The 24986-nt window shown below is 69.9% G+C and carries 20 protein-coding genes; 12 read left to right on the top strand and 8 right to left on the bottom strand.

The window, feature by feature from the left end; translation table 11 throughout:
• Window positions 1–29: 29 nt before the first annotated feature.
• Window positions 30–1208, top strand: a complete 1179-nt coding sequence (locus OCT48_RS16100) for an alpha/beta hydrolase (RefSeq protein WP_263590144.1) — start codon at window positions 30–32, stop codon at window positions 1206–1208.
• A gap of 101 nt (window positions 1209–1309) precedes the next feature.
• Window positions 1310–1684: a DnaJ family domain-containing protein gene (locus tag OCT48_RS16095; protein ID WP_263590143.1), complete on the top strand. Its 375-nt coding sequence runs from the start codon at window positions 1310–1312 to the stop codon at window positions 1682–1684.
• A 114-nt stretch (window positions 1685–1798) separates the two neighbouring features.
• Here OCT48_RS16095 and OCT48_RS16090 read toward each other — a convergent pair whose 3' ends face one another.
• Complete coding sequence (locus OCT48_RS16090) at window positions 1799–2032, bottom strand: hypothetical protein (RefSeq protein ID WP_263590142.1); 234 nt, start codon at window positions 2030–2032, stop codon at window positions 1799–1801.
• Between the two features lie 337 nt (window positions 2033–2369).
• On the opposite strand from OCT48_RS16090, the gene OCT48_RS16085 reads away from it, so the two are divergent.
• Complete coding sequence (locus tag OCT48_RS16085; protein WP_263590141.1) at window positions 2370–3785, top strand: dihydrolipoyl dehydrogenase; 1416 nt, start codon at window positions 2370–2372, stop codon at window positions 3783–3785.
• 23 nt (window positions 3786–3808) lie between these two features.
• Here OCT48_RS16085 and OCT48_RS16080 read toward each other — a convergent pair whose 3' ends face one another.
• Window positions 3809–4279, bottom strand: a complete 471-nt coding sequence (locus OCT48_RS16080) for an Lrp/AsnC family transcriptional regulator (protein WP_263590140.1) — start codon at window positions 4277–4279, stop codon at window positions 3809–3811.
• A gap of 139 nt (window positions 4280–4418) precedes the next feature.
• Between OCT48_RS16080 and kynU the strand changes: the two genes are divergently transcribed.
• From kynU to OCT48_RS16060, 4 genes are all read left to right on the top strand, one after another.
• Complete coding sequence (kynU, locus tag OCT48_RS16075) at window positions 4419–5648, top strand: kynureninase (protein WP_263590139.1); 1230 nt, start codon at window positions 4419–4421, stop codon at window positions 5646–5648.
• A gap of 16 nt (window positions 5649–5664) precedes the next feature.
• Window positions 5665–6441, top strand: a complete 777-nt coding sequence (locus OCT48_RS16070; RefSeq protein WP_263590138.1) for an alpha/beta hydrolase — start codon at window positions 5665–5667, stop codon at window positions 6439–6441.
• A 69-nt stretch (window positions 6442–6510) separates the two neighbouring features.
• Window positions 6511–7854 (top strand): sodium-dependent transporter, encoded by a 1344-nt coding sequence (locus tag OCT48_RS16065; protein ID WP_263590137.1) that lies wholly within the window; start codon window positions 6511–6513, stop codon window positions 7852–7854.
• Window positions 7855–7932: 78 nt separating this feature from the next.
• Window positions 7933–9270, top strand: coding sequence for a DUF2252 domain-containing protein (locus OCT48_RS16060; protein ID WP_263590136.1), 1338 nt, complete (start codon window positions 7933–7935; stop codon window positions 9268–9270).
• On the opposite strand, the gene OCT48_RS16055 is transcribed toward OCT48_RS16060, so the two are convergent.
• From OCT48_RS16055 to dctP, 6 genes are all read right to left on the bottom strand, one after another.
• Window positions 9267–10025 (bottom strand): Asp/Glu racemase, encoded by a 759-nt coding sequence (locus OCT48_RS16055; protein ID WP_318152528.1) that lies wholly within the window; start codon window positions 10023–10025, stop codon window positions 9267–9269. The two genes, OCT48_RS16060 and OCT48_RS16055, sit on opposite strands and share 4 nt — an antisense overlap.
• Before the next feature lie 24 nt (window positions 10026–10049).
• Window positions 10050–11573: a malonate--CoA ligase gene (locus OCT48_RS16050; RefSeq protein ID WP_263590135.1), complete on the bottom strand. Its 1524-nt coding sequence runs from the start codon at window positions 11571–11573 to the stop codon at window positions 10050–10052.
• Window positions 11570–12931, bottom strand: a complete 1362-nt coding sequence (locus OCT48_RS16045; RefSeq protein WP_263590134.1) for a malonyl-CoA decarboxylase — start codon at window positions 12929–12931, stop codon at window positions 11570–11572. Before OCT48_RS16045 ends, OCT48_RS16050 begins: the two co-directional genes overlap by 4 nt.
• Before the next feature lie 13 nt (window positions 12932–12944).
• Window positions 12945–14279, bottom strand: a complete 1335-nt coding sequence (locus tag OCT48_RS16040; protein ID WP_263590133.1) for a TRAP transporter large permease — start codon at window positions 14277–14279, stop codon at window positions 12945–12947.
• 2 nt (window positions 14280–14281) lie between these two features.
• Entirely contained in the window at window positions 14282–14803 is a 522-nt protein-coding gene (locus OCT48_RS16035) for a TRAP transporter small permease subunit (protein WP_263590132.1), read from the bottom strand.
• A 67-nt stretch (window positions 14804–14870) separates the two neighbouring features.
• Window positions 14871–15869, bottom strand: a complete 999-nt coding sequence (gene dctP / locus OCT48_RS16030) for a TRAP transporter substrate-binding protein DctP (protein WP_263590131.1) — start codon at window positions 15867–15869, stop codon at window positions 14871–14873.
• A 158-nt stretch (window positions 15870–16027) separates the two neighbouring features.
• On the opposite strand from dctP, the gene OCT48_RS16025 reads away from it, so the two are divergent.
• From OCT48_RS16025 to OCT48_RS16005, 5 genes are all read left to right on the top strand, one after another.
• The gene (locus tag OCT48_RS16025; protein WP_263590130.1) at window positions 16028–16714 is read left to right on the top strand and encodes a GntR family transcriptional regulator; all 687 of its coding nucleotides are present in this window, start codon (window positions 16028–16030) and stop codon (window positions 16712–16714) included.
• A 153-nt stretch (window positions 16715–16867) separates the two neighbouring features.
• A complete protein-coding gene (locus OCT48_RS16020) occupies window positions 16868–18517 on the top strand; it encodes a Glu/Leu/Phe/Val dehydrogenase dimerization domain-containing protein (protein ID WP_263590129.1) in 1650 nt (549 codons plus the stop codon).
• Window positions 18518–18536: 19 nt separating this feature from the next.
• Window positions 18537–22400 (top strand): response regulator, encoded by a 3864-nt coding sequence (locus OCT48_RS16015; protein ID WP_263590128.1) that lies wholly within the window; start codon window positions 18537–18539, stop codon window positions 22398–22400.
• Window positions 22401–22468: 68 nt separating this feature from the next.
• Window positions 22469–23959 (top strand): hypothetical protein, encoded by a 1491-nt coding sequence (locus tag OCT48_RS16010; protein ID WP_263590127.1) that lies wholly within the window; start codon window positions 22469–22471, stop codon window positions 23957–23959.
• Entirely contained in the window at window positions 23960–24985 is a 1026-nt protein-coding gene (locus OCT48_RS16005; protein ID WP_263590126.1) for a succinylglutamate desuccinylase/aspartoacylase family protein, read from the top strand.
• The last annotated feature ends 1 nt before the right edge of the window (window position 24986 follow it).

The following is a 24986-nucleotide window of genomic DNA, read 5'->3' as shown; positions in this document are numbered from 1 at the left end:
CAGCCAGGAGATTGAGAGGGGAAAGCTCGATGTCAGCACAACATATCGTAGTGGAGGCGGCGCTGGGCGAGTCCTGCGAGTCTCATCGTGACAACCTCGAGTCCGCCTACCGGAACGCCTTGGTGGCCCTGCTCGGGCAGCTCAAGGGCGCGGGACGCTCCCCGGCGGCCCTGCACCACCTGACGGTGCGCTCGCCGGGTGGCCGGCTGAATCCTCATGCCTGGGCCTGCGACCGGCTCTGGCGGGAGGTCTTCGGCGGCTTCAAGCCGGCCGGCTTCGCCGTCGAGGCGACCCAGGGAGCCCGCATCGCCTTGGTGGCGACCCTGGGCGAGCCGCCGGACTCGGTGCCGGACGAGCCAGCGGTCTGGCACGGCCTGACCGCCTCCCAGATCAACGCCGCCTATAGCGCCCGGGCGGCCGTGCCCGATCACCTGGAGATCTTCGAACGCTGGCGGGAGGCGGGCGATCGGTTCCTGGCGGACCATGAGGTCCGTCGCGACCTGGCCTACGGCGAGGATCCGCAGCAGCGCTTCGACTTCTTCCCCGGCTCGCGGCCGGCCGCCCCGCTGCTGGTGTTCATCCACGGCGGCTACTGGCAGGCCATGGACAAGGCCGAGCACGGCCAACTGCTACGGGGCCACCTGGATGCGGGCTGGGCTCTGGCCGTGCTCAACTACCGCCTGTGCCCCGAGGCCACGATCGCCGACCAGGTCCAGGACGTGCGCGAGGCCCTGCGCCACCTCTGGCACCAGGCGGAGGGCTATGGCATCGACCGGCACCGCATCCAGGTCGGCGGCCATAGCGCCGGGGGCCACTTGGGGGCCTGCCTGGTCAGCACCGACTGGCCGGACCTGGACCCCGCCATGCCGTCCGATCCCATCCGCTCCGCGCTGCTGGTCAGCGGGCTGTTCGAGCTCGAGCCGATGCGCCACATGAGCTTCGGGGCGCTGCTCGGCCTGCCGGACGCCGAGACGGCCCGGGCACTGAGCCCGAGGTTCGCCACCCCCAACCCCGGCTTGCGGCTGCAGCTGGCCGTTGGCGAGCGGGAGAGCGCGGCATTCCACTGGCAGTCTCGGGAACTCGCCCGGCGCTGGGGGGCGCACCTCGAGGGCATCCAGGTGTCGAGCGTGCCCGGCACCCATCACTTCTCGGTGATGGAGACCCTGGCCGAGGGTCGGCTGCTCGAGGCGTCGCTGAGCCTGATGTGAGCATCCCGGCCAGGCACCCGGGTAAGGTCGCAACGCTCGGCGACGGTGTTACGCTCAGAGATAGACGCGGCCTGCAGGTCAGCCGCGAGGGAGGGAGGGGCATGTCCCTGGTCGATCTACTGGCGGAAGCCCATATCCGGAAGGCGCTCGATGGCGGCGAGCTGGACCACCTGCCCGGCCGCGGCCAGCCGCTGCACCTGGACGACGACAGCCTGGTCCCGGAGGAGCTGCGGGCCGGCTATCGGCTACTCAAGAACGCCGGCTTCCTGCCGCCGGAACTGGAGCTGGTGCGCGAGATCCGCGAGGTGGAGAGCCTGATCGCGCGACTGGACCATGGCAAGGAGCGCAACCGGGCCTGCGCCCGTCTCAACCTGTTGCGCAGCCGGCTGCGATCCCGGGGACGTGAGCCGAGCCTGCTGCTCGAGCGCGGCGAGTACCGGGACAGGCTGCTCCGGCGTCTGGACGATGAGGGCTGACGCCGCCGTGTCGGGCCGCGCTGGTCGGGAACCCAGCGAGGCGGCGGCCCGGGCGAGCGCCCAGGCCGTGGGTGGAGGCTATCCCCGCCACACCGGCTGGCCGATGGAAGGGGATCAGGCGTGATCCACGATGCCGCTGGCGCCCGCGCCATGGGCACAGTGGCCGCAGCAGTAGAGCGCCTCGCCGTGCTGGACGCCGTGGCCGATGATCCGGATGCCGCAGGCGGCGCATTCGGGGGCCAGCTTGTGGATCGCGCATTCGAAGCAGTCGAAGGTGTATTCGGTGCCGTCCTTGATCACCTGAAAGGAATCGTCATAGCCGTTGCCGCAGGTGTCACAGGTGCCCATGGCCTTCTCCTCTTGGTCTTCCCCTGGCTGGTGTATCGTCTCCGGACTGCCTGGAGTATGGGTCACGGCCAACCGGCTTGCCATCGGCACCCGGGGGATCACGGGTACAGGCCGGGACAGGACGCTCAGCCCTGAACCCGTGAACCCGTGAACCCGTGAACCCGGGGCCTATCTCATGATCGCCATCATGGTGGTGAGTCGGGTAGGCGCACTATGCTGTTCTCATGGTTGCCGTCGCGGACGCTCGACGCAGCCGAGTCCTGGCCGGCCGTGGGGGCGAGCATTTCCTCTCGGCGCATCATGTGCCCCGGTGGGTTGAGCAGGCGAGGAGGGCGGAATGACACGTCATGCACGCATCGTGATCCTCGGGACCGGCACGGCCGGGCTCAGTGCCTTCAAGCAGGCCTCCGAGACCACCGACGACATCCTGCTGGTGGATCCCGGTCCCCTGGGCACCACCTGTGCCCGGGTCGGCTGCATGCCTTCCAAGGCCCTGCTGAAGCTGGCCCGGGACGTGGACGCCTCCCGGCGCCTGGTGCGGGAAGGGTTCGTCGCCGGCCCACTCGGCGAGATCGACGATGCCGCCGTCCTGGCCCAGGTGCGCCGGTTGCGCGATCGCTTCGCGGCCGGCCCGACCGCCGCCGTGGAGAAGCGAGGCGACCGCTACATCCGGGCCCCGGCCCGTTTCGTTGGCCCCGACACCCTGGATCTGGACGGCGAGCGGGTCAGTGCCGACGCCATCATCGTCGCCACCGGCAGCGCACCCTTCGTGCCCGAGACCTGGCGGGCGCTCGGTCCTCGCCTGTTGACCAGCGATAGCGTGTTCGACCTCGAGCGTCTGCCCAGGCGACTCGCCGTGGTGGGGCTCGGCCCCATCGGCGTGGAACTCGGCCAGGCGCTGGCGATGCTGGGCGTGGAGGTGCATGCCTTCGGCCTGGACGACCGGGTGGGGGGGCTCAAGGACCCCGAGGTCAACGCCGCCGCCTGCCGGGCCCTGGGGCGCTCCCTGCACCTGCATACCGGGCATGAGGTGGAGCCCGAGCCCACCGACGACGGCGTGCTGGTCCGCTTCGGCGAGGAAGCCTTCGAGGTGGATGCCGTCCTTGCCGCCATGGGGCGACGGCCCCGGGTGGCCTCGCTCGGCCTGGAGGCGCTGGGGCTTCCGCTGGGGCGCAACGGCCTGCCCGAGCTGGACCCTCGCCGGCTGCGCGCCGGCGACACCCCGGTGTACTTCGCCGGCGACGTCAACGACGTGATCCCGCTGATGCACGAGGCCGCCGACGAGGGGCGCCTGGTCGCCTACCATGCCCTGAACCCCGACGCCGAGTGCCTGACGCGCCGCACGCCCCTGGCCATCGTCTTCACCGAACCGGAGATCGCTCAGGTCGGGCTGGCCTTCGACGAGCTCCCCAGTGAGGCCCTGATCGGGAGCAGCGACTTCGGCAAGCTGGGCCGGGCGATCATCATGGACGACCGCGGCGGCCCCCTGCGGGTCTATGCCGACCGGGACGGGCGCCTGCTGGGGGGCGAGATGGCGGTCACCGGCGCCGAACACCTGGGACATCAGCTGGCCTGGCTGATCCAGCGCCAGGTGACGGTCGAGGAAGCGCTCCTGCTGCCCTTCTACCATCCGGTGCTCGAGGAAGGGCTGCGTTCCGCCCTGCAGGACCTGCGCCGTCAGCTGCCGGAGTCGGCCAGGCGGCCGGATCTGCCCTTGTGTGGCCACCAGGACGATCCGTTGCCGGGTATCTGAGGAAGGAGGTGGAGGCGGGGTCGCTATCCGGCCTCGACCTTCAGCGGCCCGTTGGTCTTGAGCGACTCCATGGCCACCTGCGTCGCGATGTCGTGGAGGCCCTCCATCGGGCTCACGGCCTCGGCGAGGAACCGCGACAGCGCCCCCAGGCTCTCCACCATCACCTTGAGGATGAAGTCGTGGCTGCCGGTGACGGTATGGCACTCGATGACCTCCTCCCGGGCCAGCAGGGCCGCGACGGCCTCCCGGGGCGTGTGCATGCGCCGCTTGTCCACCGAGATGAAGATGAAGGCCGTCACCGCCAGGCCCAGGGCCGCCGGGTTCAGACGCAGCGAATAGCCCTCGATCACCCCCTCCTGCTCGAGCCGCGCGATGCGTCGCGAGCACTGGCTGGCGGAGAGGGCCACCGCCTCGGAGAGGGCGCCGAGGGTGAGGCGAGCATCCCGCTGCAGGGCATGCAGGATCTTCAGGTCGAAGCGGTCCAGGGCAAGCATTTTTCTTTCGGTAAGGGGTTTGTGCAAGGATTTTGCATAACGGTGCGCCAGGACAGCGAAGAACGCAACCCTTCTCCACCCGTCGCCGCCTAGAATACCGATACTCCTTCTCATACCGGCACGTCACGGAGAATTCGACATGAGGGTGACCCTCGACCACGCTCGCGACCTCGACCGCCAGGACCCCCTGGCGGGCTTCAAGCAGCACTTCGCCCTGCCCGAGGGCGTACTCTACCTCGACGGCAACTCCCTGGGCGCCCAGCCCGGGGCCGCCCGCGACGCCGTGGCCGCGACCCTGGACCAGTGGCGCGACGAGCTGATCAAGGGCTGGAACCAGGGCTGGTTCGATGCCCCGGAGCGCCTCGGCAACAAGCTCGCCCCCTTGGTCGGGGCCGGCGAGGGCGAGGTGGTCGTCACCGACAACATCACCCTCAACCTCTTCAAGCTGCTCGGCTACCTCACCGGCCAGCGGACCGACGGCCGACGCGTGGTGCTCAGCGAGGGCGGCAACTTCCCCACCGACGGCTACATCGCCCAGGGCTTCTGTCGCCTCACCGACCACGAGCACCGCGTCCTGCCCGAGGGCGCCGACCTGGCCGCGCACCTGGACGGCGTGGCCGTGGTGGTGCTCAGCGAGGTCAACTACCGTACCGGCCGTCGCCGCGACATGGCGGACACCACCCGGCTGGTTCACGCCCATGGCGCCGAGGTCGTCTGGGACCTGGCTCATTCGGCCGGGGCCCTGCCGGTGGCGCTCCACGATAGTGGGGCGCGCTATGCGGTGGGCTGCACCTACAAGTACCTCAACGGTGGTCCCGGGGCCCCGGGCTTCCTGTATGTCCGCCGCGACAGCCAGGGGGAGGGCTGGCAGCCCCTCTCCGGCTGGCATGGCCACGCCGCGCCCTTCGCCTTCGACGCCGACTATGCGCCGGCGGCGAACATCACCCGCTTTCGCACCGGCACCCACTCGGCGCTGGCCTACAGCGCCCTGGAGGCCTCCCTGGCGATGTGGGCCGACGTCGACATGCCGGCCCTGCGCGAGAAGAGCCTGGCGCTGACCGAGCTGTTCCGCGAGTGCCTGGCCGACGTGCTGGCGGACTACGGCATCGAGGACATCACCCCGGCGGCGGAGGCACGCGGCAGCCAGGTATCGCTGGTGGATACCGAGCACGGCTATGCCATCGTCCAGGCGCTGATCGCCCGCGGGGTGATCGGCGACTATCGCGAGCCGGGCCTGCTGCGCTTCGGCTTCACGCCGCTCTACCTGAGCCATGAGGATGTCTGGCAGGCGGCCCGCCACTTCCGCGAGGTGGTGGAAGGCGGCGAGTACCGGGACCCGCGGTTCAGCGTTCGCGCCGCCGTGACCTGACCCGGGAGCCCATGCGATGACCCGCGACGCCCTGGAGCGCGACTACTCGCCGAGCCGCTACGCCCGCGACTTCGCCGCCACCCTGGCCCGCCAGGCGGCCGAGGGGGCCGCCCTGGTCGAAGTCCATCGGCCGGCGCGGCTGCGCTATGCCGACGATCCCGAGGGCTGCACCGACCTCTTCCTGCCGGCCGGGCCGGGGCCCTGGCCGCTGATGGTGTTCATCCATGGTGGCTACTGGCAGGAACTGGATCACACCGCCACCGACTTCCTGGCCGCGCGCTACCTGGCCCGGGGCATGGCCTTCGCCTCGCTGGGCTATGGCCTGGCGCCACGGGTCTCGATCGAGACCATGATCGCGCAGTGCCGTCAGGGCCTCGCGGCAGCGGTGGACGCGGTGGTGGAGCAGGGCGGCGTCGCCCGGCGGGTGCTGGGCGGGCACAGCGCCGGCGCCCAGCTGGCCTGCCGAGTGTCCGCCGCCGAGGCGTGCTCGCCGGACGGCGTGACCATCGACGCGCTGCTGCTGGTCAGCGGCGTCTACGACCTGACGCCTCTGGTCGACACCTACGTCAACGCGCCCCTGGGACTCGACCCGGCCCGCGCGCGTTCGCTGAGCCCGCTGTTCGACGATCTCTCGGGCCTGCCGCCCACGGAGTTGCTGGTCGCCGAGCACGATACCCCCGCCTTCCGGAGCCAGGCGCTCGACTTCCGGGCCGCGGTGCTGGCCGCCGGCGGCGCGGCCCGGCTGCGCGACCTGCCGGGCCGCGATCACTTCGACATCCTCGACCATCTCTAGACCGCCGAAGGCGGCAACCACAACAACGACGGCGGAGTCGTGGAGCGACTCCCTATGGATCCTTTCGCCATGAACAAGACAAGAGCACAGTTCTCCTCCCGCTTCGGCTTCCTGATGGCCGCGGCCGGCGCCGCCGTGGGCCTCGGCAACGTCTGGAGCTTCCCCTCCATGGCCGCCAACAACGGCGGCGGCGCCTTCCTGCTGCTGTATGTGGTGATGGCCTTCGTCCTGGCCTATCCGGCGCTGATGGCCGAGCTGACCCTGGGACGCCATGCCCAGAGCGGGGTCATCCAGGCCATGTCGCGAGTCGGCGGTAGCGGCACCGCCGGTCGCCTGGGCGCCGCTATCGGGGGGCTGGCCATCCTCACCGCCTGCCTCGGCCAGGCCTTCTACGCCATCGTCACCGGCTGGCTGATCGGCTTCACGGTGACGCCACTGCTCGACGTACTGGGCCTCGACGCCTGGGCCACGATCTTCGGCGAGGGCGGCTTCTGGAAGGACTGGTGGCTGGCCTGCGCGGCCATGCTGGTGACCGTCGCGGTGGTGCTGGCCGGCGTCAACAAGGGCATCGAACGCTGGTCCAAGCGCCTGATGCCGCTGCTGATCGTGCTGATGCTGGTGCTGATCGGCGTGGTCATGACCCTGCCCGGGGCCGCCCAGGGGCTCGTCGCCTACCTGGTGCCGGACGTCTCGCGAATCGATGGCCAACTGGTGGTGGACGCCATGGGCCAGGCCTTCTTCTCGCTGTCCATCGGCGTCGGCGCCATGGTGATCTACGGCTCCTACCTGAGCCGGGATGCCCACCTGCCCAGGACCGGTGCCCAGGTGATGTTCATCGACATGGGCGTGGCCTTCATCGCCGGCATGCTGATCGTGCCGGCGATGTTCGTGGCCGACGAGCTGGGAGTGGGTATCTTCGATGCCAGCGGGCAGCTGCAGAGTTCCACGACCCTGCTGTTCGACGTCATGCCGGCGATGTTCGATGCGCTCGGCGGGCTGGGGACGGGGCTCGAGATCCTGTTCTTCGCCCTGCTGTCGATCGCCGCCCTGACCTCGATGTTCCCGGTGCTCGAGGTGCCGGTCGCCACCCTGGCGGAGACCGGCCGCGTCTCGCGCACTTGGGCGACCCTGCTGATGGGCGGGCTGATCTTCGCCGTCTCGACGCTGATCCTGATGCACTTCGAGGTGCTCTTCGGCTTGGCGATCCAGGTCACCATCAGCTACAACATGCCGCTGATCGGCGCCCTGGTGTGCCTCTACGTGGGCTGGCTGTTGTCGCGCAACGCCAAGCTCCAGGAGCTGCGCCGGGGCGCGCCGGAGATCGAGCAGGGCCTGTTCTGGAAGCTGTGGCCCTGGTACATCCGCTTCGTCTGCCCGGTGTTGCCGTTGGTGGTGCTGGTCAACAGCCTCTAGGCTTGCCGGTGGTGGCGCCGCCTGCTTGACTGGCCTGGGTCGCCGGAGGGCGGCCCTCGTCCCGCAATGGAGCCTCGCATGTCGCAACCGCTCACCCGTCACAACCGTCCCCGCCAGGTCCTCGATGCCATCACCGCCGCCAATGCCGGCCTCTCCGCCGAGGATCGCGCGGCCAAGTACGCCAAGCTGGCGGAATCGCCGTATCGCTTCTTTCGCGGCACCAACCACCTCTACTGGGCCGATGTCTGGCACGACTGGCGCTTCGCCCTCTACGGCGGCCTGCCGGAGACCCAGACCTGGCTGCAGGGCGACGCCCATGCCTACAACTTCGGCGCCTACGGCCACCACGACGATGCCGTGCGCTACGGCATGGACGACTTCGACGATGCGCTGATCGGCGACTACCAGTACGACCTCTGGCGCCTGGCGATCAGCCTGGTGCTCGACGCCCGGGAGAACGCGGAACTCTCCGGCAAGGGCACCCGCAAGGCCCTGGATGCCCTGGTGGAGGCCTATGTGGACGAGCTGGGTGGGCATGTCCGCGGCGAGGAGCCCCTGGCGGTGACCCTGGAGACCGCCAGGGGGCCGCTCGCGCCCTTCCTGGAGAAGGTCGCCGCCAAGCGCAGCCGGGCGAAGATGCTCGAGAAGTGGACGACCCCCGATGACGAGGGCCGTCGCTTCGCCGAGCGGCCGGACAAGCTGGCCCGGTTGCCGGCCCACCAGGCCAGCCAGCTGCGCAAGGCCATCGAGGAGGAGTACCGCCAGACCCTGCGTGGTACGCGTGCCGAGGCCGAGGGGGACCACTTCCGGGTCAAGGACCTGGCGCGGCGGCTCGACGCCGGGACCGGGTCGCTGGGGCTCGAGCGCTTCTACGTGCTGATCGAGGGCGGCCGGGACCACGAGCACGACGACGTCATCCTCGACGTCAAGCAGCAGACGCCCCCGGAGGGCTGGCGGCTGATGAACGCCGCCGAGAAGCGCGCCTGGCGCCGCGCCTTCCCCCACGAGGGCGCGCGCCACGCCGCGGCCTTCAGCGCCATCGCCGAGCACCCGGACCTCTACCTGGGCTGGCTGCACCTGGGCGAGACGGTGTTCTCGGTGCGCGAGCGCTCGCCCTTCAAGGACGACTTCCCGACCCACAAGCTCGACGGCGCCAAGCCCTACCGCAAGCTGGCCCGACAGTGGGGCCGGATCCTCGCCCGCGAGCACCTGCGCGGCGCCCGGGCGTTGCACCCGGACGACCCGGCGCGCTTCGCGCGCAGCGTCTGCGCGCGGATCGAGGGGCGGCAGGACCATTTCATCGCCATGGTGGCGACCCTGGCGCTGAGCTATGCCGACTGCGTCGGCCAGGACTATCGCACCTTCGTGGAGGCCGAGGCGACGGTCGAGGAGGAGGAGGGGGCGACGGCCGGCTAGCGGTAGTCGCCGCTCAGCAGCCGGCCGGCTGCCGGCACACGGGGCGCCAGGTCGAGGGCCCTGAGCATCCGGAAGGCGGTGCAGGTGGCGGCGGAGACCACCGGCAGTCCCAGGCTGTCCTCCACCGTCTGGATCGCCGCCAGCGACGGCATCTGCACGCAGGCCGACAGCACCACGGCGTCGGCCTCGCGAAGGTCCAGGCGGCCCACGATGTCGACCAGGGCCATGGGATCACGGCGACCGACCTCCAGGTTGTCGGGGATCTCCAGGGCGATGCTGTCGACCACCCGGATGCCCTCGGCCTCGATGTAGTCCACCACCATCCGGGTCAGCGGCTTCATGTAGGGCGTGATGATGGCGACGCGCCGGGCGCCCAGCGCCGCCAGGCCCTCGGTGAGGGCACCGGCGCTGCTGACCACCGGGGCCGGCTGGCCGTTGGCGACGGACACCTCGTGCAGGCGTCGCTGGGAGTCGCGGTGATAGCCCCGGCCACGGCTCATGATCGCCACCAGGCAGGCATAGCCCATCACGTCGACCGCGGCGTCGGAGAGCTCCAGGGCGCAGCGCTCGGACTCATCGTCCATGGCCGCGAGCTCCTCGCGGGTCACCTGCTTCATGCGCATGCGACTGGAATGGAAGGTGAAGCGCTCCGGCGCCACCGCCTCCCGGGCGCGCAGCAGCGCCGGGATCTCGGTCTCCATGGTGGTGTTGGAGCTCGGCACGATCTGGCCGATGCGATAGGCCGTGACAGGCATGGCGGTTCCTCTCGGTCGGTGTGATCAGGATGCGGCGTAGGTGTCCTGGAACTGCTGTCGCAGCTGGTTCTTCTGCACCTTGCCCATGGTGTTGCGCGGCAGCTCGTCGACGAAGAACACCCGCTTGGGCTGCTTGTACCTGGCCAGCCGGCCCGCCAGCGATTCGATGACCCTGGCCTCGTCGATCTCGGCGCCGGGGCGCGGCACCACCACGGCGGTCACGCCCTCGCCGAAGTCGGGGTGCGGCACGCCGATCACGGCGGACTCGTCGACCCCGTCGAGCTCGTCGATGATCTGCTCGATCTCCTTGGGGTAGACGTTGTAGCCGCCGGAGATCACCAGGTCCTTGTCGCGGCCGACGATCTGCACGTAGCCGTGCTCCTCGATCCGGGCCAGGTCGCCGGTGATGAAGAAGCCGTCCTCGAGCAGTTCCTCCCGGGTCTTCTCGGGCATCCGCCAGTAGCCGATGAACACGTTGGGCCCGCGTACCTGGAGCATGCCGATCTCGCCGTCGGCGACGGGCTCGCCGGTCTCGAGGTCGGTGATGCGGATCTCCACGCCGGGCAGTGGCCGGCCCACGGTGCCGGCGATGCGCCGCCCGTCGTAGGGATTGGAGAGGTTCATGTTGGTCTCGGTCATGCCATAGCGCTCGAGGATGGCGTGGCCGGTGCGCTGCTCGAAGGCCTGATGGGTCTCGGCGGTCAGCGGCGCCGAACCGGAGACGAACAGGCGCATGTTGGCGGTCATCTCCCTGGTCAGCCGCGCGTCCTGCAGCAGGCGCGTGTAGAAGGTCGGCACCCCCATCATGACGGTGGCCCGCGGCAGCTCCTCGAAGATCACGTCGGCATCGAAGCGCGGCAGGAACAGCATGCTGGCGCCGGACATCATCACCACGTTGCAGGCCACGAACAGGCCGTGGGTATGGAAGATCGGCAGGGCGTGGATCAGCCGGTCGGCCTCCGTGAAATGCCAGCTCGCCACCAGCGCCTCGGCGTTGGAGCGCAGGTTGTCATGGGTCAGCATGGCCCCCTTGGAGCGCCCGGTGGTGCCCGAGGTGTAGAGGATCGCCGCCAGATCGCGCTCGCCGCGGGGCACGATGTCGTCGCGCGGGGTGGCCGTCTCGACCTGCGCCATCAGGCTGCCGTCGCCCCCGGTGCCGAGGCTCTCGGCCGCCGGGCAACCGCATTCCCCGGCGATCTGCCGGGCGGTGTCGAGGTCCCGGGGACGGCACACGAACAGCGCGGGCTCGGCGTCGCCCAGGAAGTAGCGGATCTCCTCGCCGGTGTAGCCGGTGTTGAGCGGCAGGTAGACGCCGCCGATGCGCAGGCAGGCCAGGTACAGCAGGACGGTCTCGGGGCTCTTGTCGACCTGCACGGCGACGCGGTCGCCGGGGGTCACGCCCAGTGCGGTCAGGGCGCCCGCCAGGCGGGTCGTCGCCGCCAGGGCCTGGGCATAGGTGTAGCCGCGCCCCTCGCGGGTGATGATGAACTCGGCGTCGCCCCGGCCTTGCATGCGGCGAGCCAGGGTGTCGAAGAGGTTGTGGGTCATTTTGCAGTCTCTCCCTTGAGCAGTTTGCGGGCGCGCCGGTCGAGGTCGCGGATGCCCGAGGCGTGGGCGATGGTGCCGTCGGTGCTGTATTGCTCGTGATTGCGTTCGATGTCGTCGAGCACGTAGAGGTAGTTGACCATCAGGCCGGCGGCCTGGCGCAGGCCCTTCGCGGACACGTCGCCCAGCCAGTTGATGCGATGCAGCTCCGCGCCGTTGCCGAGGTGGAAGCGGGCCACCGGGTTGAGCGGCAGGCCACGGCGGTTCTTCTCGCGCAGCAGGTAGTGCGCGGCCAGCGGCTTGACGACCTCCTCGAGCGCGGCGGCCCGTTCCGGGTCCCGGTGCCAGTCGTCGGCCTCGAGAGCCGCGAGGGTCCGGCGCGCGTCGCCGGCGAGCGGGGCGTCGTCGCCCAGGCAGGTGGTCTCGAGCCACTGCCGGAAGCCGGGTACCGGTGACAGGGTGACGAAGTGGCGCAGCCTGGGCAGTTCCTGCTTCAGTTCCTGGACGACCTGCTTGATCAGGAAGTTGCCGAAGGAGATCCCGCGCAGGCCGGTCTGGCAGTTGCTGATGCCGAAGAAGGCCGCGGTGTCGGCGGCGTCCGATACCTCGACATCGTTGTCGTGGCCGTGGAGGATCGCCTGGATCTGGTCGGGCAGGCCCTTGTTCAGGGCGACCTCGACGAAGATCAGCGGCTCGTCGCCGATCGCCGGGTGGAAGAAGGCGAAGCAGCGGCGGTCGCGGGCGTCCAGGCGCCGCCGCAGGTCGTTCCAGTCCTGGATCTCGTGGACCGCCTCGTAGTGGATGATGCGCTCGAGGATGGCGGCGGGGGTGTTCCAGTCGATGCGCTTGAGCACCAGGAAGCCGCGGTTGAACCAGGAGGCGAACAGGTGCGCGAAGTCGGCATTCAGCGCGCCCAGCTCGGGATGCTCGGGCAACAGCGGCAGCAGGTCCTCGCGCATGCGCACCAGCTCATGGGTGCCGCCGCTGGTCAGGTTGAGCCGCCGCAGCACCTCCTGGCGACTCGGCTCGCAGGCATCGAACAGCGCCTGCAGGGCGCGGTTGTCCCGCGAGTCCCGATACCGGGCATAGGCCTGGTCGATGCGCTCGGGATCCGCGGAGAAGTCCTCGGTGAGGCGCTCGAAGAAGCGCCGCTTCTCCTGGTCGTCGAGCCGTGAGTAGAGCTCCAGGCAACGCCCGGCGAGGGTGATGCTCGACGCCTCGCCGTCGCTCTCCAGCAGCGCCCTGCAGGACTCGGCCAGGCGACCATGGCTGGCCGGCAGTCGCTCGTCGCTGCGCCGCCGACGCAAGGCATCGCGCTGGGTGATGGTGCTGAACATTTCCTGGAGGAAGCTCATGTTCATGGCGGATCGCCCCTTATGAGTGGCTCATGATCAGGTCGGGCAGCCAGGTGGCGATGCCCGGGAAGAAGCACAGCAGGACGATGCCCAGCACCATGCACAGCGCATAGGGGAGGCTCCCCATCAGGATGTCGCGCAGCTCGATGTCCGGGGCGATGCCCTTGATGATGAAGAGGTTGAGGCCCACCGGCGGGGTGATCAGGCCGATCTCCAGGTTGATGGTCAGCACCACCGCGAACCAGTAGGGGTCGAAGTTGGCCGCCAGGATGATCGGCAGCAGGATCGGCGCGGTCATCACGATCACCGCCACCGGGGGCAGGAAGAAGCCGGCCACCAGCAGGAAGAGGTTGATGATCGCCATCAGGACCCAGCGATTGACCTCGAGGTCGGCGATCGCCCCGGCCACCGTCTGGGTGATGAACAGCGACGACAGGGCGAAGGCGAAGATCTCGGCCGCGGCGATGATCAGCATGATCATCACGCTCTCGCGCAGGGCATCGCGCATGATCAGCGTGAGTGGCTTCACCTGCCACATGCGGTAGACCAGGATCGCCAGCGCCAGGCACAGGAAGGCGCCGGCCCCGGCCGCCTCCGAGGGCGTGGCGACGCCGCCGTAGAGGGCGAACAGGATGCCGCTGACCACCACCAGGAAGGGCACCACCCGCACCAGCGCCTTGAGGTTGCCCTCGACGTTCTGCTTGACCTGGTGGGCCGCCGCCGCCAGCGGGCTCGGGGTGCCATAGCCGCCGGCCAGCTTGCAGGCGATCAGCGTCCAGGCCATGAACAGCCCGGCGAGCATCAGCCCGGGCAGGGCGCCGGCGATGAACAGGCGGCCGATGGAGGTCTCGGTGGAGATGCCGTAGACGATCATGGTCACCGAGGGCGGGATCAGGATGCCCAGGGTGCCACCGGCGGCGATGCAGCCGGCGGCGACGCCATCGGGATAGCCGCGCTTGCGCATCTCGGGAATGCCCAGCTTGCCGATCGCCGCACTGGTGGCCGGCGAGGAGCCCGACAGGGCGGCGAAGATGGAGCAGGCGCCGATGTTGGAGATCGCCAGGCCGCCGGGCATCCTGCCCAGCCACAGGTCGAGGGAGCGATACAGGTCGCGCCCGGTGGGCGAGGAGGCCACGGCGGCGCCCATCAGGATGAACATGGGGATCGCCACGAAGCCGAAGGAGGCGATGCTGCTGAAGAAGGTCTCGCCGAAGTAGGTCAGCTCGCCCATGCCGCGGTCGAGCACCAGGGCGGCGAGCGCGACACCGCCCAGGGCGAAGGCGATGGGGGTGCCGATCGCCATCAGCACGAACAGGGCGACGATGACCAGGATACCGCTGGTGACTGGATCCATAATCAGGACTCTCCGCGTAGGATTTCCGCCAGGTACTGCAGCGTGAGCAGGCTGATGCCGAGGGGCAGGGGCAGCAGGGCCGGCCACAGCGGGGGGTTCCACACCGTGCCGGTGGTCCAGCCACCGTGGTAGGCCTCGAGGAGGTAGTGCCAGCCGCCGTAGGTCAGGGCGGCACAGAAGCTCAACCCGACCAGCGACGCGACCAGCTGCATGGCCCTGCGGGGCCAGCCGCCGAGGGCATCGGGAAGGACCGTGACCGCGACATGGCCGCCGGTCATCAGCACATAGGGGGCGCCGAACAGCATGGCGCCGGTGATGGAGAAGATGGCGAACTCGGTCTGCCAGATGGTGCTTTCCTCCAGCACGTAGCGCATGAAGATCATGTGGCAGACCGCCAGCACGCCCGCCAGCAGCAGGACGCTGGCGAGGACGGCGACCGCGGCCGACAGGCGGTCGAGCACACGGATGTAGGTGCCGATCACGCCCCGGCTGGGCGCAACCGCGTGACTTGGACTGTGATCCATGGAACACCCCGGCGTCGGTGGGTGGAGGGCTGCCTCGGTCGAGGCAGCCGGGGAGTGGTGCGAGGGGTCACTCGACGGCCAGGGCCGCGTCGATCAGTGCCTGTCCGTTGGGGACGTTCTCGGCGAAGGTCTTGTAGGAGCTCTGCTTGGCGATCTCCAGCCAGGCGTCGTAGTTCTCCTCGCTCATGGTCACGACCTCGACGCCGTGCTCCTCGTAGACATCCACCAGCTGCTGGTCGAGGGCGGCGGCCTCGTCGGCGAAGTACTCCTCGGCCTTCTGGCCCGCCTCGGTGAGGGCCTGCTGCTGTTCCTCGTTGAGCTGGTTCCAGCTCTGCTCGGAAATCAGGATCGGCTCGTACATGAACCACAGGGCGTTCTCGCCCGGGGCGGTCAGGCAGTCGACCTGCTCGTAGATGCGGTAGGAGACGAACGAGCCGGAGGAGGTGTTGGCGCCGTCGAGCACGCCGGTCTGCATGGCGGTGTAGATCTCGGAGGACGGCATCGAGGCGATCGACGCGCCGGCGGTGGCCAGCATCTCGTCGAAGGCCGGGCCGGCGGCGCGCATGGTCTGCCCCTCGACCGTGTCCGGGGCGGTGATGCAGCGCATGTTCGAGGCGAAGCCCCCCGCCAGCCAGGCGTCGGAGAGCACCCGGGCCCCGGCGTCGTTGATCACCTGCTTGATCATGTCCATGAACTCGGAGTCGTTGAGGCGCTGGGCACGTTCGTGGCTGCGCACCAGGCCGGGCATCAGGGTGGCCGAGAACTCCGGGTGACGGCCGCTGGCGTAGTCGAGGGGCAGCGAGGTCATGTCGAGGCGGCCGCGCACCAGCGCCGGCCACTGCTCCTTGGCCTTGAACAGCGACTGGCCGGGATGGACCTGGATCTTCAGGTCGACGTCCGCGGCGGCGACCTCGTCGGCGATCAGCTGCACCATCTCGTCACGCACGTCTCCCTGGCCGCCGGGGAACTGGTGGGAGGCACGCAGCACGGTTTCCGCCGAGGCGGCACTGCTGAAGGCGAGGGCCAGCGAGAGGGTGGCAACGCTGGATGCGATCGGGGTTTTCATGGCGTCTCCTGAGAGATTGTTGTTGTGTGATATATATCAGCTCGGCTGATGTATACTTCTTATAGGCTTGACATATACTAGTGTCAAACGCCGCGGGACTAGACCATAGTGGCAATAGACCGCGGCGAATCGGCGTTCCACTGCAAGGGAGGTGGCCTGTGAGCGGCGCGAAACGATCGAACGCCCAGCGACTCAAGGACTCGCTGGAGGACGACATCATCAACGGGCGACGCCTGCCCGGCGAGCGGCTCGATCCCGAGGCCCTGGGCCGGGAATACCAGGTCTCGCGCACCCCGGTGCGCGAGGCGATCCAGCAGCTGGTGGCCAGCGGCCTGGTCACGGTGACGCCCAAGAAGGGCACCTTCGTGGCGAAGATCGGCATCGACCAGCTGATCGAGATGTTCGAGGTCATGGCGGAGCTGGAGGGCATGTGCGGCCGCCTGGCGGCCCGGCGGATCACCGGGGGCGAACTCGCCGAGCTGCGCGAGGCCCTGGAGCGCTGCGAGGCCGCCGCCCGGGGCGGCGATCCGGACGAGTACTACTACGAGAACGAGGGCTTCCACCACGCCATCTACACGGCGAGCCACAACGGCTTCCTGGCCGAGGAGGCCCGCCAGCTGAAGCAGCGGCTCAAGCCCTACCGTCGCATGCAGCTGCAGGTGCGCCACCGCATGGGCACCTCGCTGGACGAGCATCGGCGCATCCTTGCCGCCATCGAGGCAGGGGAAGCGGAGCAGGCCGAGCATATCCTGAGGGAGCACGTGCTGATCCAGGGCGAGCGCTTCAGCGACTTCGTGTCCAGCGTCAGGGCCCTCGAGCGGCAGGGGGCGGCCCTGGTGCCGTGAGCCGCTCGCGGCGGCGACGCTGGCTATGTTCCGGACGGGGGGCTTGGCCTACGCTGAGGGTAAAGCCGGTCGGCGGTGCCATCGCAGGCGTCCGCGGGGCCGGCGGCGAGGGCAGACCGCCATCGCATCGCGATCCGGGTGAGGGCCGCCGCCATGCAGGATTCCCCCATTCACCTCTTGCTGGTCGAGGACAATCCGCTTCACAGCAAGCTGATCCAGCGGCTGCTCGCCGCCGATACCCAGCTCGACTGCGATGTCGAGGCCGTGGACAACCTGGCCGACGGGCTCACGCGGCTGGTCAAGGGCGGGCTGGACCTGGTGCTGCTCGACCTGGTGCTGCCCGACAGCGAGGAGCTGGAGACGCTGTTCCGCGTGCGCCTGGTGGCGCCCCAGGTGCCGGTGGTGGTGCTGACCAGCCTCGACGACGTCAAGCTGGCCGCCCGGGCGGTGGAGTCCGGCGCCTACGACTACCTGGTCAAGACGCACCTCAAGGGCGTGGCCCTGGGGCGGGCGATCCGCTACACCCTGTCCCGCGCCCGGGCTCGCGGGGGCGAGTGGGACTCGCCGATGTTCCGCCTGGCCCAGCAGCAGTTCCTCAAGGCCGCCCAGTACATGGGCCTGGACGACAACATCCGCCAGCGGCTGCTGTTCCCCCAGCGCACCCAGATGGTCAGCTTCCCCTTCTTCCGCGACGACCGCGCCCAGGTGGAGACCGTCTTCGGCTATCGGGTGCAGCATGTGCTCACCATGGGCCCGACCAAGGGCGGCATCCGCTACCACGAGGACGTGGACCTGGGCGAGGTCGCCGCCCTGGCGATGTGGATGACCTGGAAGTGCGCGCTGATGAAGCTGCCCTTCGGCGGCGCCAAGGGCGGGGTCCGGGTCGACCCCACCACCCTCAGCGACCGCGAGCTGCAGCGCCTGACGCGCCGCTACACCACCGAGATCATCGACATCATCGGCCCCGAGAAGGATATCCCGGCCCCGGACATGGGCACCGACGAGCGGGTCATGGCCTGGCTGATGGATACCTACAGCCAGCAGGTCGGCCATACGGTGCCCACCGTGGTCACCGGCAAGCCGGTGGTGCTGGGCGGCTCCCTGGGGCGCAAGGAGGCCACCGGGCGCGGCCTGGTGTACCTGATCGAGGCCTCGGCGGCGCACCTGGGCATCGAGCTTGCCGGCGCCACGGCGGTGATCCAGGGCTTCGGCAACGTCGGCAGCCACACCGCCATCTTCCTCGCCGCTCTCGGGGTGCGCATCGTCGGCGTCAGCGATGCCTCCACCGGCCTCTATTGCCGCGATGGCCTCTCGGTGGAGGCGCTGCTTGCCTACGTGGCCGAGCATCGGGTGTTGGCGGGCTACCCCGATGCGGAGGCGATCAGCAACGCCGAACTGCTCGAGCTGCCCTGCGATGTGCTGGTGCTGGCGGCCCTGCAGAGCCAGGTGACGGTCGAGAACGCCGCCCGCCTGAATTGCCGGCTGCTGGCCGAAGGCGCCAACGGGCCCACCACCCTCGAGGCGGACGACATCCTCGCCGACCACGACGTCTTCGTGCTGCCGGACATCCTCGGCAATGCCGGGGGGGTGACGGTGTCCTACTTCGAGTGGGTGCAGGGCATGCAGAACCTGATGTGGAGCCACGAGGAGATCAACCGCCGACAGCAGGCGATCCTGCTGGACGCCTTCGAGCGCACCCTGGGACGGGCCGAGGAGAACCACCTCGACATGCGTACGGCGGCCCTGATCGAAGGCGTCACGCGGGTCACGGAGGCCAAGCTGCTGCGCGGCGTCTTCCCGTGAGGGCCCGGGAGGAGACGAGATGAACGGGGAGACCGGGGCAGGCGACCGCCGTGGGCTCAACGATCCGGCGGCCTTCCTGCGCCTGATCCAGGCCATCACCCGGGCGGCCAACGAGGCCATGCGGGTCGACGACGCGCTGCGTCATGCCCTCCAGGAGGTCTGCCGGCACACCGGCTGGGCAATCGGCCATGCCTGGTTGCTGGCCGACCCCGCCACCGGGGAGCTGGTCTCGACCCGGCTCTGGTATCCCGACGACGATCAGGCCTTCGCGGTCTTCCGGCGCCTCACCGAGGCGGCCCGCTGGGGGGACAGCGGGGGGCTGGTCGAGCGCGTCCAGAGTCGCGGCGCGCCGGTCTGGATTCGCGATGTCACCCAGGATCCCGACTTCCAGCGCGCACAACAGGCCCGCGACATCGAGGTGCGGGCCGGGGCCGCCTTCCCGGTGCTGGTGGGCGACGAGGTGGTCGCGGTGCTGGAGTTCTTTGCCGAGTGCACCATGGCGCCGGATGACGCCCTGATGGAGGTGATGGCCCAGACCGGCACCCAGCTGGGCCGGGTGATCGAGCGCGAGCGGGCCGACCGGGCCCTGCGCGAGAGCGAGCGCCGCCTGGCGACCCTGATGGACAACCTGCCCGGCATGGCCTATCGCGGCCTGAACGATCGCGACTGGACCATGGAATTCGTCAGCGAGGGCAGCCGTGAGCTGACCGGCCATGCGCCCGAGGCGTTGATCCAGGGGCAACCGACCTATGCCGAGCTGATCCATCCCGAGGATCGCGAGGGCCTGTGGGAGGCGGTCCAGGCCGCGCTGGACGAGCGCCGTCCCTTCCAGGTCGAGTACCGCATCCAGGCGCGGGACGGCACCGTGAAGTGGGTCTGGGAACAGGGCTGCGGTGTCTTCGACGAGGCCGGCGAGCTCCAGGCGCTGGAAGGCTTCATGACCGATATCTCCGAGGAGCGCCTGAGCCGTCAGGTGCTGGCCGCCCAGGTGGAGGAAACCGAGGTCGAGCGGAGCCGGGCGGAGGCCACCCACCACCAGCTCAGCGAGGCCCTCGAGGCGATTTCCGAGGGGTTCACCCTCTACGATGCCGAGGATCGGCTGGTCGTGTTCAACAATCGCTTCCGCGATGACTACTCGGGCGTGGCGCAGGTCGTGGAACAGGGCGTGCGCTTCGAGACCCTGATCCGTACCGCCGTCGAGACCGGTGCGATCGATCTCGGCGGCATGGATCCGGAAGCGTGGATCGCGCGGCGCCTGAAGCGGCGGCGTAACCCGGGAGCGCCCTTCACCTTCCGCCGCACCGATGGCAAGCAACTGCAGGTGAGCGAACGCCGCACCCGCGACGGCGGGGTCGTGGCCATCTACACCGACATCACCGAGCTGGAGGAACAGCGCGAGAGCCTCGAGGAGCAGGTGGCGATGACCGAGGCCGCCCAGGCCCGCGCCGAGGCGGCGCATGCCCAGCTGACCGAGGCCCTGGAGTCGATCGCCGAGGGCTTCGCGCTGTTCGACGCCGAGGATCGGCTGGTGCTGTTCAATTCCCGCTTCAAGGAGCATTTCGTCACCCCGGGGGACGTGGTCCAGCCGGGCCTGCGCTTCGAGGAGCTGCTGCAGGCCGTGGTCGACAGCGGCTACACCCCGCGGGACTTCCCCTCCGGGGAGGCCTTCATCCGCGCGCGCCTGGCGCAGCACCGCCATCCCGCCGGGCCCTTCCAGTTCACCCGCAGCGACGGCGTGTGCGTGCAGATCAGCGAGCACCGGACCGCCGAGGGCGATCATGTGGGGGTCTACTCGGATATCACCGAGCTGGAGCACCACCGCCAGCGCCTGGAGGAGATGGTCGCCGAGCGCACCGCGGCCCTGCAGGCGACCACCGAGCAGCTGCGTGCCTCCCAGGTCGAGCTGCGCCGGGCCCGGGACGAGGCAGAGCAGGCCAGCCTGGCCAAGAGCGAGTTCCTGGCCAACATGAGCCACGAGATCCGCACGCCGATGAACGGGGTGATCGGCATCGCCGAGCTGCTGGAGCGCACCGCGCTCACCGAGCAGCAGGCCGACTACGTGGCGATCATCCAGAAGTCCGCCGACACCCTGCTGGGGCTGATCAACAACATCCTCGACTTCTCGAAGATCGAGGCGGGCCGTCTCGAGCTGGAAACGACCGACTTCATTTTGCGCGATACCCTCGGCGACACCCTGCAGACCCTGTCCCTGCAGGCCGACGAGAAGGGCCTGGAGCTGGCGGTGCACATCCCGCCGGAGGTGCCCGACCGGGTACGCGGCGACCCGGTGCGCCTGAGGCAGGTGGTGGTCAACCTGGTCGGCAACGCCATCAAGTTCACCGAGGCCGGCGAGATCGTGGTCGACCTGGCCATCGAGTCTCTCGACGACAGCCGGCTGCGTCTGGGTTTCGAGATCCTCGATACCGGGGTCGGCATCCCCGAGGCCAAGCGCCGGCAGATCTTCGAGGCCTTCAGCCAGGCCGATACCTCCACCACCCGGCAGAGCGGCGGCACCGGGCTGGGCCTGTCCATCGCCGCCCAGCTGGTCAGCATGATGGGGGGACGCATCGAGGTCGACAGCGGCCCCGAGGGGCGAGGCAGCCGCTTCGTGTTCGCCATCGATCTCGGCCTGTCCGACCAGCGCCTGACGCGGCCCTCGCATCCCAGCGAGCTGCACGGCCGGCCGGTGCTGGTGGTCGACGACAATGCCACCAACCGCCGCATCCTCGAGGAGATCCTGCTCAGCTGGGGCATGCGTCCCACCGTGGTGGCGAGCGGCGCCGAGGCCCTCGCCGCCATCGACGAGCGGGAGGCCCGTGGCGAGACCTTCTCGCTGGCGCTGCTCGACGTGATGATGCCGAGGATGAACGGCCTGGAACTGGCCGGGCGCCTTCGCGAGCACCCGGCCCACGCCGACATGCCGATCCTGATGCTCTCCTCGGGCGGTCGCTCCGGCGACGTCGAGCAGCGTCGACGGCTGCGCATCTCCCGCCTGCTGCTCAAGCCGGTCAAGCAGTCGGAGTTGCTCGATGCGGTCGGCGAGGTGCTGGAGATCGGCAGTGTCCGCCGCCGGCCCGCCGTCGGGGACGAGACGCGGCCGGCGACGGCGGGCGGACGCCGCGTGCTGCTGGTGGAGGACGGGATCACCAACCAGCGGGTGGCGACGGATCTGCTGCACCAGCGTGGCCACCGGGTCGAGCTGGCCGAGAACGGTCGCGAGGCGCTGGATGCCGTGCGGCGTCATGCCTTCGACGTGGTGCTGATGGATATCCACATGCCGGTGATGGATGGCCTGGCGGCCTCCCGGGCGATCCGCGAGCTCGAGCGGGACCGCGGCGGGCGTGTGCCGATCGTGGCGATGACGGCGAGCGCCACCAAGGAGGATCGCCAGCGCTGCCTGGCGGCGGGCATGGATGACTTCGTGACCAAGCCCTTCCGCGCCGCCGAGCTCTATGCCGCCGTGGAGGAGGTCGCGAGCCCGGGGGCGGCGCCCGCCAGCACCCCGCCGACGCCGCCGAGGCCTGCGACCCCTGAACCGGACTCGCCGGTTTGCCTGGACTGGCAGACGGCCCTGGACAATCTCGACGGCAACCGGGCACTGCTGGCCGAGATGGTCGAGATCTTCCTCGAGGAATGCCCCCAGCTGCTGCAGGCGATGGAGACCGCCCTGGGCGAGGGCGATGCCCGGACGCTACGCCGTCATGCCCATACCCTCAAGGGATCGGCCCGGGTGGTGGGCGGCCAGGCTGCGGGGGAGGCCGCCCTGTCTCTCGAGACCCTGGCCCGGGACGGCGAGCTGGAGCGCGCCGGGCCGGCCCTCGAGGCGCTGCGGCAGGCCGTGGCGGAACTGACCCCGCTGCTCGAGGCGGCACGGCGCGGCTAGCCGGGCGGTATATCCGGGTTGTCTCCTAAACTGAAGTTGTCATCGGCCGTTCTATACGGGAGCGGTATATGGGTTCGATCATCGAGCGCGATGCCTTCACGGCAGCCGATTTCCGGCTGTTCGGCAGGCGCCTGAGGGCCAGCCTCGGCATCCTTCGGGACGTGCTGGCCCAGCCCGGGTTCGGCGTCGGTCCCGCGACGATCGGCGCGGAGCTGGAGGCCTATATCACCGATGGCGACGGCCGGGTGCTGAACATCAACCAGACGCTCGTCGACGAGCTCCAGGATCCCCAGCTGCAGCTCGAGCTGAACCGCTACAACATCGAGTACAACCTGGCGCCCCTGTCGCTGCAGGGCTGGCCCCTGCATGCCCTGGAACAGCAGCTGCTGCAGGTGCTGGCCCGGCTGCAGTCGGCCGCCGCGGCCCACCGGGGGTGCATCATTCCCATCGGCATCCTGCCCACCCTGCGTGCCGAGGACCTCGGCGAGCACGCCATGACCGATCTGCCGCGCTACCGGGCGCTCGAGCGGGAGCTCAAGCGCCTGCGCGGCGAGGATTTCAGCGTCGAGATCCACGGCGACGACACCATCCGGGTGAGCAGTTCCCATGTGGTGCTGGAGGGGGCCAACACCTCCTACCAGCTGCACCTGCGCGTGGCCCCCGAGGACTATGCCGACACCTTCAACACCATCCAGCTGGTGACCCCGCTGGTGCTGGCGCTGGGCGCCAACTCGCCGCTGTTCCTGCAGCACTGCCTGTGGGAGGAAACCCGCATCGCCCTGTTCAAGCAGGCGGTGGACTGTCGCATGCGCGGCAGCGGGCGCTGGCGCCAGCCGTCCCGGGTATCCTTCGGCCAGGGCTGGGTGCGCCGCAGCGCCTGGGAGCTGTTCGCCGAGACGGTCGCCCTGCACCAGCCGATCATGCCCGTCAACGGCGAGGGGCCGCTGGCGGGCTGGCAGCCCGGCGCCGGGGCACCGGCCCTGGCGGAGCTGCGCCTGCACATGGGCACCGTCTGGCCCTGGAACCGGGCCGTCTACGACCCCGCCTTCGGCGGGCACCTGCGGGTGGAGATGCGCGCCCTGCCGTCGGGCCCCAGCGCCGTGGACATGGTGGCCAACACCGCCCTGCTGCTCGGGCTGGTGGCCGGGCTGCGGGAGGACATCGACGACTGGCTGAGTGCCATGCCCTTCCGCTATGCCGAGTACAACTTCTATCGCGCCGCCCAGCATGGCCTGGCGGCGCGGCTGCTGTGGCCCCACCGCCGCCACCACCGGCTCGAGGAAATCGCCATCGTGACCCTGGTCGAGCGCCTGCTGCCCCATGCCAGCCGGGGCCTGCGCGCGCTGGGCGTGGCGGAGGCCGACAGCGCGCCCTACCTGTCGGTCATCGAGCATCGCCTGGCTGCGCGCCTCAACGGGGCCCGCTGGCAGCGCGAGGTGCTGCAGCGCTTCGAGCGGCAGGGGCTCGAGCGCCTCGACGCCTGTCATCGGATGCTGGCGCGCTATGGCGAGGCGTCGCTGGCCAATCGGCCGGTGGCCAGCTGGTCGAGGGAGGTGTGAATGGCCGCGCTGCGCTTGCCCGTCCTCCGTGACCCGCCCATCGACCACGACGACGTGGGGACCTGGGTGGAGTCCCTGGGCGAGGCCACCTGGATCGTCCTGTCGGGGGCCGACGACCGGCGCTGCCGGGTGATCACCACCCTGCTGCACGGCAACGAGCCCTCCGGGGTCCTGGCGCTGCACCGCTGGCTGGCGGAGCGCCCCCGGCCGCGAACGCGGCTGGCGGTGCTGGTGGCCAATGTCGAGGCGGCCCTGACACCGCCGCACTTCACCCACCGCAGCGTGCCCGGCGGGCGCGACCTCAACCGCTGCTTCCGGCCTCCCCACGAGGGCGCCGGCGGGGCGCTGGCCCGGGCCATCGTCGAGGATCTCCAGGCCTGGGCCCCGGAGTGTGTCATCGATCTGCACAACACCTCGGGCAATGGTCCCTCCTTCGCCGTCGCCACGCTGCGCGATCCCTGGCTCGAGCGGCTGGCGGGCCAGTTCTGCGAGCGGCTGATCGTCACCGACTTCCGGCTGGGCAGCCTGATGGAGCTGCCCCTGGTCGTATCGGGGCTCGCCGGCTGCCCGATGCTCACCCTGGAGTGCGGGGGCGCCCTGCAGCCGGAGGCGCGGACGGTGGCCGGCAGCGTCTATCGCCGCCTGGCCGAGTGGCCGGAGCTGGGCGAGCTGGTGCCCAACCCCGACCTCGACATCCTGGTGCACCCCCTGCGGGTAGAGCTCAGGCCCGGGGTGAGCATCGCCTATGGCCGCGAGCCCGAGCCCGGGGTGGACGTGACGCTGTGGGCCCGCATCGACGAGCACAACCGCGGCCTGACGCTGCCGGACACCTTCCTGGGCTGGCTGGGGGAAGGGGGGCTGGCCGGGCTGCAGGCCCGCGACGCCCAGGGCCGGGACCGTCTCCCGGAGCTGCTCTGCGAGCGCCAGGGGCGACTCTATCCCCGTGGCCCGATGCGCCTGTTCATGGCCACCACCAACGTCGAGATCGCCCGCAGCGACTGCCTGTTCTATATCGTGCCGCTGTAAG

Origin of the sequence: Halomonas sp. M4R1S46, assembly GCF_025725685.1 — a bacterium.
GTDB lineage: Bacteria > Pseudomonadota > Gammaproteobacteria > Pseudomonadales > Halomonadaceae > Halomonas.
This window is presented reverse-complemented; position numbering and strand designations above follow the sequence as displayed.